This window comes from Sodalinema sp., assembly GCF_046483825.1.
Lineage (GTDB): Bacteria > Cyanobacteriota > Cyanobacteriia > Cyanobacteriales > Geitlerinemataceae > Sodalinema.
Genome location: NZ_JAWOCL010000150.1, coordinates 1 through 16,033, shown reverse-complemented (window position 1 = coordinate 16,033; position 16,033 = coordinate 1). Strand labels below are relative to the sequence as shown.

General features: G+C 52.1%; 16 protein-coding genes. 12 read left to right on the top strand and 4 right to left on the bottom strand.

Features of this window, described 5'->3' with window-relative positions; all coding sequences use genetic code 11:
* Positions 1 to 43: 43 nt before the first annotated feature.
* The 3 genes from shc to gshB form a co-directional block, all read right to left on the bottom strand.
* Entirely contained in the window at positions 44 to 1,978 is a 1,935-nt protein-coding gene (shc, locus tag R6U67_RS09840; RefSeq protein WP_410252372.1) for a squalene--hopene cyclase, read from the bottom strand.
* A 139-nt stretch (positions 1,979 to 2,117) separates the two neighbouring features.
* On the bottom strand, positions 2,118 to 3,224 hold the full coding sequence (locus tag R6U67_RS09835; RefSeq protein ID WP_410252371.1) for a Gfo/Idh/MocA family protein: 1,107 nt from the start codon (positions 3,222 to 3,224) through the stop codon (positions 2,118 to 2,120).
* Positions 3,225 to 3,277: 53 nt separating this feature from the next.
* Positions 3,278 to 4,261 carry a glutathione synthase gene (gene gshB / locus R6U67_RS09830; RefSeq protein WP_410252370.1) on the bottom strand — a complete coding sequence of 328 codons (984 nt, stop codon included), beginning with the start codon at positions 4,259 to 4,261 and terminating at the stop codon, positions 3,278 to 3,280.
* A gap of 202 nt (positions 4,262 to 4,463) precedes the next feature.
* On the opposite strand from gshB, the gene R6U67_RS09825 reads away from it, so the two are divergent.
* The 12 genes from R6U67_RS09825 to R6U67_RS09770 all read left to right on the top strand — a co-directional run bounded on the left by R6U67_RS09825 (position 4,464) and on the right by R6U67_RS09770 (position 15,778).
* The gene (locus R6U67_RS09825; RefSeq protein ID WP_410252384.1) at positions 4,464 to 4,823 is read left to right on the top strand and encodes a VOC family protein; all 360 of its coding nucleotides are present in this window, start codon (positions 4,464 to 4,466) and stop codon (positions 4,821 to 4,823) included.
* Complete coding sequence (locus R6U67_RS09820) at positions 4,820 to 6,121, top strand: recombinase family protein (protein ID WP_410252369.1); 1,302 nt, start codon at positions 4,820 to 4,822, stop codon at positions 6,119 to 6,121. The genes R6U67_RS09825 and R6U67_RS09820 overlap by 4 nt, the downstream gene beginning before the upstream one ends.
* A gap of 411 nt (positions 6,122 to 6,532) precedes the next feature.
* Entirely contained in the window at positions 6,533 to 6,739 is a 207-nt protein-coding gene (locus R6U67_RS09815) for a hypothetical protein (protein WP_410252368.1), read from the top strand.
* A 404-nt stretch (positions 6,740 to 7,143) separates the two neighbouring features.
* The gene (locus tag R6U67_RS09810) at positions 7,144 to 7,311 is read left to right on the top strand and encodes a hypothetical protein (protein ID WP_410252367.1); all 168 of its coding nucleotides are present in this window, start codon (positions 7,144 to 7,146) and stop codon (positions 7,309 to 7,311) included.
* 54 nt (positions 7,312 to 7,365) lie between these two features.
* Positions 7,366 to 7,785 carry a hypothetical protein gene (locus tag R6U67_RS09805; protein ID WP_410252366.1) on the top strand — a complete coding sequence of 140 codons (420 nt, stop codon included), beginning with the start codon at positions 7,366 to 7,368 and terminating at the stop codon, positions 7,783 to 7,785.
* A gap of 24 nt (positions 7,786 to 7,809) precedes the next feature.
* On the top strand, positions 7,810 to 9,024 hold the full coding sequence (locus R6U67_RS09800; RefSeq protein WP_410252365.1) for an FtsW/RodA/SpoVE family cell cycle protein: 1,215 nt from the start codon (positions 7,810 to 7,812) through the stop codon (positions 9,022 to 9,024).
* 970 nt (positions 9,025 to 9,994) lie between these two features.
* Positions 9,995 to 10,966 (top strand): solanesyl diphosphate synthase, encoded by a 972-nt coding sequence (gene sds, locus R6U67_RS09795; protein WP_410252364.1) that lies wholly within the window; start codon positions 9,995 to 9,997, stop codon positions 10,964 to 10,966.
* Complete coding sequence (locus tag R6U67_RS09790; RefSeq protein WP_410252363.1) at positions 10,957 to 11,121, top strand: hypothetical protein; 165 nt, start codon at positions 10,957 to 10,959, stop codon at positions 11,119 to 11,121. Before sds ends, R6U67_RS09790 begins: the two co-directional genes overlap by 10 nt.
* Positions 11,122 to 11,494: 373 nt before the next feature.
* Positions 11,495 to 12,163, top strand: a complete 669-nt coding sequence (gene clpP, locus R6U67_RS09785) for an ATP-dependent Clp endopeptidase proteolytic subunit ClpP (RefSeq protein ID WP_410252383.1) — start codon at positions 11,495 to 11,497, stop codon at positions 12,161 to 12,163.
* Between the two features lie 217 nt (positions 12,164 to 12,380).
* The gene (locus R6U67_RS09780; RefSeq protein ID WP_410252362.1) at positions 12,381 to 13,667 is read left to right on the top strand and encodes a Glu/Leu/Phe/Val family dehydrogenase; all 1,287 of its coding nucleotides are present in this window, start codon (positions 12,381 to 12,383) and stop codon (positions 13,665 to 13,667) included.
* The gene (locus tag R6U67_RS09775; RefSeq protein ID WP_410252361.1) at positions 13,627 to 14,475 is read left to right on the top strand and encodes a hypothetical protein; all 849 of its coding nucleotides are present in this window, start codon (positions 13,627 to 13,629) and stop codon (positions 14,473 to 14,475) included. The genes R6U67_RS09780 and R6U67_RS09775 overlap by 41 nt, the downstream gene beginning before the upstream one ends.
* A 121-nt stretch (positions 14,476 to 14,596) precedes the next feature.
* On the top strand, positions 14,597 to 15,778 hold the full coding sequence (locus R6U67_RS09770; protein ID WP_410252360.1) for an aldo/keto reductase: 1,182 nt from the start codon (positions 14,597 to 14,599) through the stop codon (positions 15,776 to 15,778).
* Positions 15,779 to 15,802: 24 nt separating this feature from the next.
* On the opposite strand, the gene R6U67_RS09765 is transcribed toward R6U67_RS09770, so the two are convergent.
* A partial coding sequence (locus R6U67_RS09765) for an addiction module protein (protein WP_410252359.1) occupies positions 15,803 to 16,033 on the bottom strand: 231 nt, incomplete at its 5' end.

Genomic DNA, 16,033 nt, shown 5'->3' with positions numbered 1-16,033 from the left:
GTGCATAACCGACAAAAAATAAGCCCCTAACGAGAGGTTTTAATTAGTCATGGAGAATCCCCTCAGCCGCAAATCGTCCCAACGCCAACAACGGGAAGTAAAGCCGATAATAGTCATAACGCAGATAAAAATGACTCGGAAAACCCGTTCCCGTAAACCAGGACTCTTGCCAGGTTCCATCGGGCTGTTGCGTCTCAATTAAATAGGCCACACCGCGCTGAATCGACGCTCGCCAGGGGTGGGCCGAGTCGACCTGCAACCCTTTGACAACAGCCATCAATCCCAATAGCGCCCAGGCCGTTTGCGAGGCGGTACTATCTCCCTCTCCCTTAAAACGAGGATGGTCATAACTCAGACAAGTTTCTCCCCAACCCCCATCAGCATTTTGCACCGCCAACAGCCAATTGGCTCCTCGCTCTAAAGCCAAACGGTGGCGTTGTGGGGTAATCAGGGCCAAGGCCGATAACGCGCCACTGGTTCCATAAATGTAGTTGACCCCCCAGCGGCCAAACCAAGACCCATCCTGCTCTTGTTCCCCTAACAGATAGGCTAACGCCCGTTCAAACTGCTGTGAATACTCTTGTAAGGGGCTATCTGGGGCCTCGGAGTCTAACTCGGCCGCCATTTCTAACAATCGCGCTGTGACATCGGCGGTGGGAGGGTCAATGGTGGCTTTTAGGTCACTGTAGGGAAGGGCGTTGAGCCAATCTTGGTCATTATCCCGATCGAACGCCGCCCAGCCACCATTGGAACATTGCATGGATAGCATCCAACGAATCCCTCGTGTCAGGGCGGCCTGTTTCTGGGGTTCGTTGGGGAGTTGGGTTGGGTTCAAGGCCATCACCACCACCGCTGAGTCATCTAAATCGGGATAGAAGCGATTGTCGAACTCAAAGGCCCAACCTCCGGGTTCAGCGGTGGGGTTTTTCACAGACCAATCGCCGTAATCGAGGATTTGTTGCTGGAGAAGCCAGGTTGCCCCCTTGACAATACGCGCATCATCTGGATCGATTCCTGATTCGACCAGCGATCGCACCACCCAGGCCGTATCCCAAACCGGTGAGATACAAGGCTGCACCCAATAGTGCTGTTCTGTTTCTACCCCAAAACGGGCGATCGCCTCAAACCCTCGTTGCACAACTGGGTCCGCCAGATCATAGTTCAAACTGCGCAACGCCAACATCGAGTTCAGCATCGCCGGAATAATCCCCCCCCAGTCGCCGCTGGCTTCCTGGCGTTCAATCACCCACTGTTCGGCGGCTTTCAACCCCTGTTCCCGGAACGGAACCAGGTTGAGGGTTTCTCCCAGCTTAAAGAGATTGTCGAGTTCCACAAAGCTATCACTCCAGTCACCCTGACGAGGTAACTCAAAGCGGGCCGCATTAACCCCTTCCGCATAAAGTTCATCGAGAGAAACCTGGGGATTGAGGCGATACACCGGTTTTTGGTCAAAGACAATTAACAGAGGAACCGTACTTCCCCGCGCCCAACTGGACATATCATAAATACTAAACGGGGCTTCACCTGGAAGGAGCATAATCCAAGCTGGAATCGAAGGAATCCCGCGCCAGTCATAGGCTCCCATCAAGGCCAGGTGCATCTTCGTAAAGATGCGAGTTTTGCTAATTCCCCCTTTCGCCAAGATAAACTGTTTGGCCTTGACTAAAGCTGGGTCATCTTGGGGAACCCCTAACAGCCGCAATCCCAGATAGGCTTCCACGGAAGTACTCAGTTCGCCACCATCCCCCCGGAACAGTTCCCAACCGCCATGATCGCGTTGTTCATCTCGGAAGAACTGTTCGGCTTTACTCCAGGGTAAACGGTCTTCGAGTCCCCAAATTTTATGTAGCAGAATCACCTCCGCCAACATGGTGACATTGGATTCGAGATCCGCCCACCAATAGCCCTGGGGATGTTGCTGATTGAGGAGATAAGTTTGGGTTGCACGAATGCTTTTTTGAAGCTGATTAGTATCCATGAGTTATCTAAAAAAAATTGCGATCGCCGCCATCCAAATTAGGTAAAAAGCTGGGTAAAATCCCCACCACAGGAGATTTTACCTCAGATTTTAGAGTTCCGAGTTTAGACGACGCTTAGACTACAATGGCGGCTAAACCTTAACGCAGGACATCATCTAAACTCGGAACATCAAGCCAACCTTGATGTTGACTCGATTCATGCGTTAGATCCATCAATAATTGGGAATAGACCCCCTCGCGGAACGACGGTGCGATCGCCACCCCACTATCAATTCCTTGAACCCAACGATCAATGGTTCGTAAAAACGGAGCCAATCGTCCATCGGGATAACTGCGAGGAAACACTAAACGTTCTGGAATATCCAATTCCAATGGTGGTTTTCCACCGGTAGACCCCAATAACTTAAAGCCATGCACATAATCCTTTTGATTATGACTTCCCAGAATCAGAGTTCCCGCATCTCCATAGACTTCTAGCCAATGGCCGCGTCCGGCGTAGGTGACTGAACTGATACTCACCTGACAGGGCGTTCCATCAGCCAACTCCAAGGTTAACAGCGCCGTATCATCAGCATCGACCGGTTTCAGGATACCACCCTCATTGGGGTCTGGGCGTTCAGAAATGGCCGTCGTCACTTGAGCAAAGAGTCGTTGTACCGGACCAAACAACCAGGCAATATAATCAAAGGTATGAGACCCTAACGCTCCCAAAGCGCCGCCTCCTTTGTCTTTTTGCGCGTACCAGTTCCAACCCCGTTCCGGATTGGCGCGACTCGACATCAACCAGTCAATTTTGATCAGTCGCTTCTGGCCCACATAGCCTTCTTCGAGGAGTTCCGCCAGACGCATCCAGGTGGGAACGCCGCGATATTCAAAATCCATGGCCGCCACAATTCCCTGATCTTGGGCCAAATGATGGAGGGTTTTGGCTTCGGCCAGGTTCAGGGCCATCGGCTTTTCGAGGAGGACATGTTTCCCAGCCGCAATGGCCTGTTGGGCCATTTCCGCATGGAGAAACGGCGGCGTCGCGATACTCACCGCGTCAATATCCGGGGAATTGAACAACTCCTCCAGAGAACTATAGGCCTGGGGGATGTTGAACTCACTAGCCACCGCTTGGGCCTTGGCCGCATCGCGATGATACACCCCTTCAACCTTGGTGCGATGGTGAATCTGAAAACCGGGAATATGGACTTTTTGCCCAAATCCTGTCCCAATGACCGCAACCTTAATATCTCCGTTCATAACATCTCACTAATCTTTCAATACTCTATGGTGGCAGGGAGATGGCCGGGCGGCTAGTTTCCGTGACGCAACTGTTCGATGCGATCGCAGATCCAATTCACCACCGTCTCCCCTAACCGCACATTATCGAGTAAGTCAATCTCCCGTACCCCCGTGGGACTGGTGACATTCACTTCGGTCAGATAGCCGCCAATGACATCAATGCCCACAAAGTACAATCCATCTTGCCGCAACTGGGGCGCAACTTGCCGACAAATGTCCTGTTCTCGTTCGGTGATCTCCGCTTTCGCCACCCGTCCGCCGACGGCCATATTCCCCCGAAACTCCTCCCCAGTGGGAATCCGATTCACTGCACCGATGGGTTCCCCATCTAAAAGGATAATCCGTTTATCTCCCGCTTTGGCTTCCGGGAGATATTGCTGCACCATCACCGGAACCTGGCCGTTGAGGGTACTTAGTTCCACCAGAGAGTTGAGGTTAAAATCCCCCACCTGAATCATGAAAATCCCTTCCCCGGCTTTCCCTCCCAGGGGTTTGAGGATGGCTTTTTGGCGACGTTGCACAAAGCCACGAATCACGGATTTATCTTGCGTGACAATGGTTTCGGGAATGGCCTCGGGAAACTGCAAGGCGTACATCTTCTCGTTGGCGGTCCGCAAGCCTCGGGGATGGTTGAGGACTAAGGTTTTAGCCGGGTTCACATAGTCCAGGATATAGGTGGCATAGAGGTAGGGAACATTCACCGGCGGGTCCGTTCGCATTAACACCGCATCCATGGTCTCTAGGGGCTGCCAGATGGGGGATTCGACCTCATACCAGGGGTTGGCTGCCTGCCAATGACCGTCATGCTTTTCGACGGGGGTTAGGGTCACCGAAGATAGCCAACTATAGGCCACTCCATCCACGACACCTAATTGATTGGCTTGGGTGGTCCAGACTTCATGGCCGAGATGTTGGACGGCTTCCATGAAGGCGACGGTGGTATCGTGACCGGGTTCGAGGCTGTCTAGGGGGTCGAGGATGAAGGCAAATTTCACGGCGGCATTCGTTTTGAGATCTGACTCCTGGTATTTTGCCTTATTTTGGGGGGGACAGGGAACAGGGAACACCGGAGCAGGGAACACCGGAACTGGGAACAGGGGGAGATGGGTTGGGGCGATTGGTATACTTTTGAGTAGGGTTGATTGTGTTCCCTTGCTGTTGGGACTGACTCTTTGTTTAGGATTGGCGATCGCTACAATGACCATTACTGGATATCGACATACTGCAATTCTTGTCTCTGACCTCAGCCGCGCGGAACGCTTCTATGGTGAGGTGTTGGGACTCACGCCGGTGGAACGGCCCCTGTCCTTTCCGGGAACTTGGTATCAAATTGGGGCCATGCAATTGCATCTGATTGTTTCGGAGTCTGTCTCGACGGACTTGGCCTCTGAGAAATGGGGCCGTAATCCTCATGTGGCCTTTGCGATTGATGACCTCGATCGCACCCTAGACCGCTTACAGGCCGCTGGCTGTCCGCTGCAACGGAGTGCGTCGGGACGACCGGCCTTGTTTACCCGAGACCCTGATGGCAATATCATCGAACTCAGCGCCGAATGAAGGTTGTTGTCTATTCCTATCGCCTCAGTCCCGATGACCCGCTTCCGGAGATAGAAACCCCTGAGTTGGGACCGGTCCGGCAGCGCTATTGTGATATTGGGGGGCGATCGCAACTGCAACAACTTCTGCAAGACGGTCGCCAAAATCCTATGGATTATCTCCTGGTGCATCAGTTGCACGATTTAGGAGATACGGTCGAGGCGATTTCTGAGCATCTACAGACGTTTCAGGATCTCGGGGTTAAGGTGGTCGCCACGGGGGGAACGGCGGTGCAAACGCTTCCGGAAGACCCCCTCGACTTGTGGGAGGCGTTGCAACACCTCCATCGGGAAACCCATCGTCAACGGCTGCGGCGAGGTCATCAGCAACGACGACTTCACGGTCATCCGCCGCCGGGAAAGGCTCCTTATGGCTATCGACGCGGGGGCGATCGCTATCGCCTCGATCGTAGCAGCGCCCCAGTCGTTAAAGCCTTTTTTGAGCATTTTCTCCTCTATGGGTCCCTGCGGGGGGCTGTTCGTCATCTGGCGCAACGTTACGGAAAACGCATTTCGGTCACCACGGGACGGCGTTGGTTAACCAGTGCGGTGTATCGCGGCGATTTGGCCTACAACGATGGACGGGTTCTCTCCAATACCCATGTGGCGATTCTCTCTCGCGCTGAAGCGGCGCAGGTCGATCGCCTTTTACGACGCAATCGCCGGCTTCCTCCTCGTACTGCGAGTGCGCCGCGATCGTTGGCGGGGTTAGTTTCCTGTCAACGCTGCGGTTGTGGCCTAACAGTCAGCCGGGTGACGCGCCGTCATCACCCTGGGGAGTATCTCTATCTACGTCCCAAGGCCTGTCCTCAAACGCCGAAATGTCAGGGACTTTCGTATGATGAGGTGTTGCGGCGCACGGTGGAACAAGTGTGTCGAGATTTGCAACGGTTAGCGACGCGGTTACCGCTTCCGGGTGATGATGGCCGCAAACAGGCTCTACAGGAGCAAATTAGCTACAAACAAGAGGTCCTCAGGGATTTACCCGAACTTCTCGATCGCGGCATTCTCGACCCGGAAACCCTGACCTTACGACGTTATCATCTCGAAGCTGAAGTCTCTCAATGTCAGTCCCAGTTGGCGGCGTTGACTCCGGTGAATTTGCAGGAAACGGCGAAAACGGTGTCGTTGCCGCAATTTTGGTGGGATTTGACGGAAACGGAACGCCGCTTTTATTTTCGGGAGTTTGTCCAACAGATTTACGTTCTCTACGATGGTGATGATTGGCAACTTCAGATCGAGTTTAGTTTTAGTCGTTAACCCCCCAAATTTGGGTTTTCAGGATATACGGTGTGATTTGTTGCATTTGATACAAAATTTTCGGGGAACCCACCCCTAACCCCTCCCAGGAGGGGATTTTTCGCCCCGACAACAACGGATGTAATCCGCCATGAATTTTCCTGATCTCCCTGAACCCAGAAGACCCCCAAATTTAAGAGTTGTATTGACAATTTAGAGATTGACAAGTTAGATTCTGTCGGGCTATAGTTTAATTGTGGATTTCCCGTGTTTTTTGGGGCCTTTAGGGGTTTGTCAAATGGCTTGCCTAGATTCACAATTTGTAACATTTTTAGAGCTTATCTCAATCAACAGAAATACTGAACAATTCCCTCTTTACTTAAACAACAAAAACCGGGCATAATGGGCCAACTTGAGAGTAGAGAGACTGTTATGGCAATTCTAGGGACTTGGTTCGGTTTAATGGTGTTGGTACTGTTCAATGGCATGGTCTGTTTGGTCTTGCCACGACTGCTATCCCTGGATTGGGGATGGGTTGTCTCGGTTTCGCCGGCTCAAGACTCCTTGGAACCCGAAGCGCCGTCGATGAAGGCTGAGGTCGAGGATGATGGGGCGTCGATTGGGGCGATTCAATCTTAAGACTCGTCGGTATGCTAGTTGGTTAACTCGGAATATTCGGCAGTGAAGAACGGCCGGTACTCGATCTTAGGTTTTGACTCTTTTCAGCCGGTTTTAAGTTCTCCTGTGGTGGTTGAGAACAAGCTCACTTCTGATTGAGCTGATATCTTGAGTGGCGATCGCTCAATCCCCTCAAAAAAAATTGGCAAAACCCTTCTGAATGGCTTCACAACTTCCGCAAAGATTGCTATACTAGGAGTTAGAAATCAATCATTCGAGATGCAGGCGTTCTAGGGCGCGGCCCTTGCGGTATCAGACCCGTTGAGGTTAGCCAAACTCTCTAGTCTCAAGTTCCTTGAGCGAGAGATTCGGTTAGGGGCTAACGCTAGAATTTACGCCATCCCACTCCGTCAGCTGTCGTTGGGTTGAGACGAAACTACTCTCGTGAGAGAGCGATCGCCTCGGTGTTGTGCAACGCAACGGATGCAGGTGGGACTGGACAACAACGCCAAGCGGGAGACTCCCGGCGACCGATGTCGGACGGGTTCCCCCTGTTGACGGCTGTTGAACATATTGAATCCTTCACGCCTTAGAGTGCTAAACCTCCGGATGCGGTTTATGTTGTTTTTGGAGGATTATTCGGTCTTGTGAACGTTCATTTATCGCCATTGAGGTATTTGGCGGTCGTCTCGGTTTGTCTGCTTATTGCAATTTTTTCCGTTCTTCCCCAATCCTGGTCTTTATCAAATCACTGGAGTGTTGTTCGCCGGGTTCCAGTATCCGGTTGGGTGATCTCAACGCCGGTGGGCCATCCACCGCTGTTGACCTTTTCGATTCCCACCGCGACCGAGGAATCGCTGTTAACACAGCCAATGAAGACCTTGCGGGATGCCTCTGACGGAGACCAGCTCATCTCTGAGTTTGGACAGATTTTAACTCGTCTGCGTCGTATTTTTTGGGCGATCGCGCGACGCTGTCGGTTGGCCGTGCAGTCAACCCAAGCCCTCTTAGTCACCGAAACGAATCTAGCCCACAAGGGAGACGATATGCTAGAGAATGCTGCCTAACCTACTCTTACCCTTTCTCTGCCTGTGAAGTTGTGGTCTTTGATTCCTCTATATGACGCCTCCGTTAGCCAATGGAGTTGGGAAGCCCGACTCTTGCGTTGGCTAACCCTGGTTTGGCTGGGAGTTGGCTTGCTCGTTCTCTTCTCCGCCTCCTATCCCAGTGCGGCCTTAGAACTTGGAGATGGAACCTACTACTTTAAACGTCAACTCCTCTGGCTTTTGGTGGGGTTGGTGGTTTTTAACGCTGTTGTGCATACCCCCCTTCATCGCTGTTTGGCGATCGCCCGCTGGGGGGTTTTGGCTCTACTCGGATTACTGCTATTAGTATTGGTCCCGGGATTAGGAACCACCGTCAACGGAGCAACCCGTTGGATTTCCATTGGTTTTATCCCCATTCAACCCTCGGAACTCATCAAACCCTTTCTAATTTTGCAAGGGGCGATCGTTTTTGGCCGTTGGAATCATCTTTCCGTTGGCAAACGGCTGTTTTGGTTGGGGGTTCTCGTGTTGATTTTAGGCTGCATTATCTTGCAGCCTAACCTGAGTACCACCGCCATGTGTGGCATGATGCTCTGGTTAATGGCTCTAGCCGCCGGGATTCCCTATCGCATCCTTTTGGGAACCGCTGGCGGGGGACTGCTTTTGGCTGGCTTGAGTTTAACGTTCAAAGCTTACCAACGACGACGCATCCTCTCGTTCCTCGATCCTTGGGGGGCCGTGAGCGGCGATGGTTATCAGTTGGTTCAAAGTTTGCTGGCGGTCGGTTCTGGGGGACTCTGGGGCAATGGCTTTGGTCTGTCGCAACAAAAGTTGTTTTATCTTCCCATTCAAGACAGTGACTTTATTTTCGCTGTCTTTGCCGAGGAGTTTGGCTTTGTGGGCAGTTTGTTACTCATTGGCTTCCTCATCGCCTACGGAACCTTGGCCTTGCGGGTGGCGATGAACGCCAGCAATATCCTCTCCCAACTGGTGGCGATTGGGGTGATGGTGGCTCTGATTGGCCAGTCTTTTATTAACATTGCCGTGGCAACAGGAACTTTGCCTACCACCGGACTCCCCCTACCCCTGTTTAGTTATGGCGGTAGTTCGGCCATTGGCAGCTTAATGGCTGCGGGTTTATTGGTTCGGGTGGCCCGAGAAGGCAGCCAAGCTCAGGTCATTTCCTTTTCGCCCTCGCCTCTCGGGGGCAGGTCTATGAAGAAATCTAACAAATCGAAGCACTCTCCAGGAAAATCCTGAGAGTGTGATAAAATGGTATGTTAGCAGCCAAACTGATGGCTGGGCTTTGTTGCCCAGTCAGGTCGCCGCGAGCGATCGCCGCTTCAGGGAGGCGAATCAGCCAAGCCGATAGGAAACTTCCCAGAGGTTAGCCCTGGGAAGTCTCTGCGTTAGGGCGGGCTAAGAACTTCGGGACTCTCCCGCGTTGCGACTAAAAAAACGGAGAAGGAGATGCACCGAGATGAGGTAACCGGTTGCTAACAGTAGAATCGTGAGTGGAAGATCGTCAAAAGTCATAGGGCAGCCAGAACGTGAGAAGCGGGGGATAAACGAGATCAAGAAATTGGCGGTGAACCCGCAGTCAAAATGACGCAGATTCCGCAAGCTGCTAGGCGACAACATCAGGGAGTCACCGAGCACAACTGAGGATAGGATGGAGCGATCGCCTGCCAAAACAGACGAGTCTCATTGAGTTCCGAGTAACTCCGCAGCACAAGACCCCGTCCTAACCGATGACACTCGGGTAGCTACGGATTTGAGGTCGTTTTCGAGACCTTCGCGGCACAGATGGACGAAGTCCAATCTGACTGTTCCCCCACCGTGAGTCGAGACTACAGGCAAGGACAGGCGCTAATGAGCCGGTCTCTCCAACATACTCCCCACAACCTTATCTGCGTGTTGATAGTTTTGGAGTTACAACAATCCTTATCTATAAATGTAACATACGATCCCCGATTTGGGGAGCCGATTTGGGGATTTTTTTTACAAAACGTCATCTGCGGGAGTTCAAGTCAAAACCCTGATGGAATCAGGGATTCAGAGATCAGCTCACCGCCGGTCTTGTCGTCCCACCGTCGAGTCCGATTGACAGAGAGATTCTGATAATGTTAACCAACTGCGCCAAGAAACTTTCCTACAAGGGAAAGGTTGCCTTAGAATAGAAAGCAGGATATGTAAACTTTCGTAACTTAGCCCCTGAGTCAGCCGATCCATGACCTCAGTTACAGCCCTTTTTTCTCCCGTTGAAGACGACCTGCGCGTTCTCAACCAAAACCTGAGACAGCTCATTGGAGCGCGTCATCCCATCTTGTCTGCGGCTGCTGATCGTTTATTTCAGGCGGGAGGAAAGCAACTGAGACCCGCGATCGTCCTCCTGGTTTCACGAGCCACCGTCGGCGATGGGGATATCACCCCACGACATCGGCGTCTTGCTGAAATCGCTGAAATGATCCACACCGCCAGTTTGATCCATGACGACGTTCTCGACGAATCCGACGTGCGGCGGGGGATTCCCACCGTCCACAGTAGTTTCGGGAACCGTATCGCCGTCTTAGCCGGAGACTTTCTCTTTGCTCAATCTTCCTGGTATCTGGCCAACCTCGATCACCTAGAAGTCGTCAAACTACTCTCCCAAGTGATCATGGATTTAGCCGAAGGCGAAATTCAGCAAGGCCTCAGTCACTTTGACACCGACCTCTCCCTCGAAGACTATTTGCACAAAAGCTACTATAAAACCGGTTCCCTCATCGCCAACAGCAGTAAAGCGGCGGGCCTGCTCAGTGGCGTCAGCTCCGATCTGGCCGAACATATCTATCAGTTTGGGCGCAACATCGGCCTGGCGTTTCAAATTGTGGATGATATTCTCGACTTTACCGAATCAAGTGAGACCTTGGGTAAACCGGCCGTGTCCGACTTGCGCAGCGGGAACTTAACGGCCCCGGCTCTCTATGCTATGCAACAACTGCCGCAACTGGTGACCCTCATCAGTCGAGAATTTGCCGAAGATGGCGATATCGACGAGGCCATCAGTCTGATTCAGGAGAGCGACGCCATCAGCCAATCCCGAGATCTCGCAGCCGAACATACCCGAGTCGCCATTGAGCATCTCAATCATCTGCCTCCCTCGGAGACTCGTCAATGTCTCAGCCGTTTAGCTGACTATCTTCTCAGCCGGTGTTACTAACGCGGTCACCTGAAGGGGGCCTCAACGCGATCGCCCCAACGACCGGGGAGTTTGAGGGGCGATACGTCGGGATGCATGGACTCCCCAAGTCCATTGAAGGGTTCGATGCCAGCAATTCTCATTTTGACCCGTATCCGGCCCAAGATACCCAATGATGCCCAATCTTGAACGAAAGAATGCGGCTTTCAAGAATCCCGATTGAGACGATTCTCAATAAGCTGGGGCAAAATTTCCATAATGAGAATTGCTGGTTCGATGCCCTGAAAATTGACGATTCCACCGACTGCCATGTTAAAATGTCACCGTCAAGGTAAGATTTTTCCCACAAGCTATCATGCAGGATAGTTGACGAAAACCAAGTCATCGTGGCCGAAAATCGAGTAGCCAAGAATAATGAGAGACTGCATATTTTATCCTCAGGGACTGGGGAGTTCGCCTACCGCCCAAATGTAAGCCGAGATCAGAGAGGACGAAAGAAATCTACTATCTCGCAATTTGTTGGGTAGGAAGCCGACGCTGGTGTCTCTGATTCAGCGTTCGGTAGTTCACACTAGAGTCAAGACCAGACTACGCACAGCAAGAAACTCAATGATACCCACCGTAATCGAACAGTCCGGGCGCGGCGAACGCTACTTTGACATCTACTCACGACTTTTGCGTGAGCGTATCATTTTCCTGGGTGAACAAGTGACCCCCGAACTGGCCAATCGCATTGTGGCCCAACTCCTCGTTCTCGAAGCCGAAGATCCCGAACAAGACATCTACCTCTATATCAATTCCCCCGGCGGTGCGGTGTCGGCGGGGATGGGTATCTTCGATACCATGAATCATGTACGCCCCGACGTTTGCACCATCTGCTTAGGCTTAGCCGCCAGTATGGGGGCATTTTTGCTCAGTTCAGGCCAGCCTGGCAAGCGCATGAGCCTACCCCACTCCCGCATCATGATTCACCAACCCCTCGGCGGTGCCCAGGGACAAGCCACCGATATTGAGATTCGAGCCAAAGAAATTCTCTATATCAAAAACCGCCTCAATCATTATCTCGCGCAACAAACGGGACAACCCCTGGAGAAATTGCAAGAAGATACCGAGCGAGACTTTTTCATGTCCGCCGAAGAAGCGAAAAACTATGGCTTGATTGACCGCGTCATCGAACGGGGACCCTCGGCGAGTCGTCCGGTTTCTGTAGAGTCTTAAATCTGGAAAACTCACTGAAAATCGCAAAAAAAGCGTTTATATTATAGCAGACTTACTTCGGTATGTCTGCTTTTTTTGGAATGATTAAGCTTTAAACATCCGCCCAAGGAATATGGGAATATAAAGAGAACGGCTGCAAGAATCGGCTCATCGTTGACGTTCTTGTCACTCAAAAGACCGCTTGTGGACCGATGATTTCTGGTACTATTGTCCGATTATGTCTCAATCCCTATTTGCTGACGCGATGACTCGGCTCGATAAAGCCTTGCAGCATGTCTCGATTTCCCCCGAGGCCATCGAACGGTTACGGTATCCTAAAGCCAGTCTCTCCGTGTCTGTCCCTGTCCGTCTCGATAGTGGCGAGTTGAAGGTGTTTCAGGGCTATCGCGTCCGCTACGATGATACCCGAGGCCCAACGAAAGGAGGCATCCGCTATCATCCCAATGTCAGTCTTGATGAAGTGCAATCCTTGGCCTTCTGGATGACCTTTAAATGTGCCGCCATTGGCATTCCCTTTGGTGGGGCAAAAGGGGGAATTGCCGTCAACCCGAAAGCCTTGTCTCGCATGGAACTCGAACGATTAAGTCGAGGCTATATTGACGCGATCGCCGATTTTATTGGCCCCGATACTGATATTCCCGCCCCCGATGTCTACACCAACGCCACCATCATGGGCTGGATGATGGATCAATATAGTATTATCAGTCGCCGCTTTTCTCCGGCGGTGGTGACGGGGAAACCCACCGCCATTGGGGGAAGCCTCGGACGAGAAACCGCTACCGCCATGGGAGCCTATTTTGTCATTCGCAGCCTGATGACTAAGCACCAAAAACTCCCCCAGGTGACAACGGTGGCCATTCAAGGGTTTGGCAATGCGGGCGCTGTTTTAGCACAGTTATTGTACGAAGCAGGGTACAAGGTTGTCGCCGTGAGTGACTCAAAAGGGGCGATTTATAACCCTCAAGGGTTAGATATCCCCCGTGTGCGCACCTATCAGCAGACCCACAAAGGCATCGAAGCCGTCTATTGTGAAGAGAGTGTCTGTAACCTCGGCGATCGCCAACTCCTAACCAATAGCGAACTGTTGACGCTGGATGTCGATGTGCTAATTCCAGCAGCGTTGGAAAATCAAATTACCCTGGCCAATGCCCATGAGGTTAAAGCGAAGTTTATCTTCGAGGTAGCCAACGGCCCAGTAAACTCTGCCGCTGATTTGATTTTGCAGCAAAACGGAGTTTGTGTTGTTCCCGATATCCTCGTCAACTCCGGAGGGGTGACGGTGAGTTACTTTGAGTGGCTCCAGAACCGCAGTGGACTCTATTGGAGTCTCGAAGATGTGAATCAACGCCTACAAGAAAAAATGGAGGCGGAAACGTCGCAGATTCTCAATCTTGCTCAAGACTTGAATCTCTCGCTACGAACCGCCGCCTATGTCCACGCCCTAAAACGTCTCACCGCCGCCATTGAAGCCAAAGGAACCCAGCAATACTTCGCCAAATCTTGAGGCGATCGCCGATCGCCCTGAAGCCCTCGTCGAAGCGATCGCCGCCCGTCAACTCCTATCTCCCTGGCAGTTCTACCGCCTCTGTCGCCAGACTTGTCAGGCTTGGGGTTGCGATCGCCTCTATTTTGGCCAGCTTCCCCTAGCCCTATCAAAGTCGTTTCCAATTCGGGAATTGCAGCGGTTTTTTGATGCCCTTGCGATACCCGTCGGACAATCCTGCATCCCCCCAACCTCCAAAACCTACCATCTCAGCGCCCCTGGGGGTCATCGGTTAACGTTACGAGTCACCTACGTTGGTAGTGGTGTTGTGGGGCGAGTTGTCAAAATCTCTCAGCTAAACGGGGAGTCTTGGGCGTTCAAGGCCTGTTTTGATCCGCAATGGGTTTGGCAACATGGAATCTGGGCTGAAATTCCCATTGGCTTGTATCTGCGATCGCAGGGAGTTGGCCAAAATATCGCTCGATTTCAAGCCGCCGGCCTCACCTGGATGTTGTGGGAATGGATTGACGAGACAGAGAAACCCGAGAACCGCCCCGGACTTCCCTATGAAACCCTCGCCCGACGGGAACATCTCACTCGTCTAAATCCTCTCAACACCTCCAACTATAACCCTCATGGAATACGACTCGATCCAGGAGGGATTCAGGTCAACTCCTGGGGACGACGTTGGCGGGATGGAGTCTATACCCTAGGATTTTATTGGCGTCGCTTTCAGACGGTTGGTTGGAGGTTTCTGAATCCTCATCTCAACCTAAAGAGTCTGCGTTATAGTCTCAGACGCTGTTGGCGACTAATCCGAGGCCGTTAACATGGTCTCGATTCCCCAAAATGAGTAAAATTATGTAACACATTTGGGTCAACCCCATTGTGGAATAGTCAAAGTCGCAACGGTCCCCCGATTTAGCCCCGTTTCAGTCTCGTTTAACCTAGTGAAATACCGACGTTTTGGACGCACCGAGTTACAAATCCCCGTCTTCTCCTGTGGAGGGATGCGCTATCAACATTCTTGGAAAGATGTGCCGCCGGGAGAGATTCCCGAGGAGAATCAGCGTAACCTAGAGGCGGTGATTCGGCGATCGCTCGATGTGGGCATTAACCATATTGAAACGGCCCGAGGCTATGGAACTTCAGAGATTCAGTTGGGGCGGATTCTGCCCCAGTTTCCCCGTGATGAGTTGATTGTCCAAACCAAAGTGGTTCCCACAGCGAATCCTCGGGAGTTTCGCGAGACGTTCCATCAATCTCTGGATAACCTCAAGTTGGACTATGTGGATTTGTTGGGGATTCACGGACTCAATACGCCGCAACTGTTAGACGAGACGTTACGGCCTGGGGGCTGTTTGGCCGAAGCCCAACGGTTACAGCGAGAGGGAAAGGTTCGCTATATCGGTTTTTCAACTCACGGCGCGACGGAGGTGATTGAGACGGCGATCGCCTCGGATCAGTTCGATTACGTGAATTTGCATTGGTACTATATCAACCCGGCCAACTGGCCCGCTATCGAAGCGGCGCGACGCCATGATATGGGAGTCTTTATTATTAGTCCCTCGAATAAAGGGGGATTGTTATATCAACCCTCGCCTCGGTTGGTGGAATTATGTCAACCCCTCTCGCCGCTGGTGTTTAACAATCTCTTTTGTCTGAGTCACCCGCAAGTTCATACGTTGAGTTTGGGGGCGGCCCGTCCTGGGGATTTTGAGGAACATCTTAAAACCTTACCCCTGTTGGACTGCGCCGAGGAGATTCTACCGCCAATTTTAGAGCGTTTGGAAACGGCGGCGATCGCCAGTTTAGGTGAAGAGTGGTATTCGTCTTGGTTTAAGGGCCTACCGGAGTATGATCAAACGCCGGGTGAGGTGAATATCCCGGTGATTCTCTGGTTACGGAATTTGGCGATCGCCTACGATATGGTTGAGTATGGCAAAATGCGCTATAACTTGCTGGGAAATGGGGGTCACTGGTTCCCCGGTAAGCCGGCCAAGGATGTTAATCGGCGATCGCTCTTACAGGTGTTACGCGACAGTCCCCACGCTCAGATTATCCCCGATCTGTTGCAGGAGACGGATCAACTCTTGGGGGGTCAAGATGTGCAACGGCTATCTCAGCAATAATCTGTCTAGTTGTCTCGTTATCGCTTATTGGCTGGAACGCGATCGCAGCCGACTGATCACCGCTTCACCTGACTCGGTTGAAACTTCACCACTCTCAACCTCGCTCAAACGACGTTCAACTTCCTCTCCCCAGGCCGAATCTATCTCAGCTTGACACTCATCATCCAAGCTGGCCACCAGTTGTTCAACCAACATCGATCGCAAATTAGGTGAGAGAATTAAAGCCGACTCTAAAAGCTGGTCGTAATTTGGATC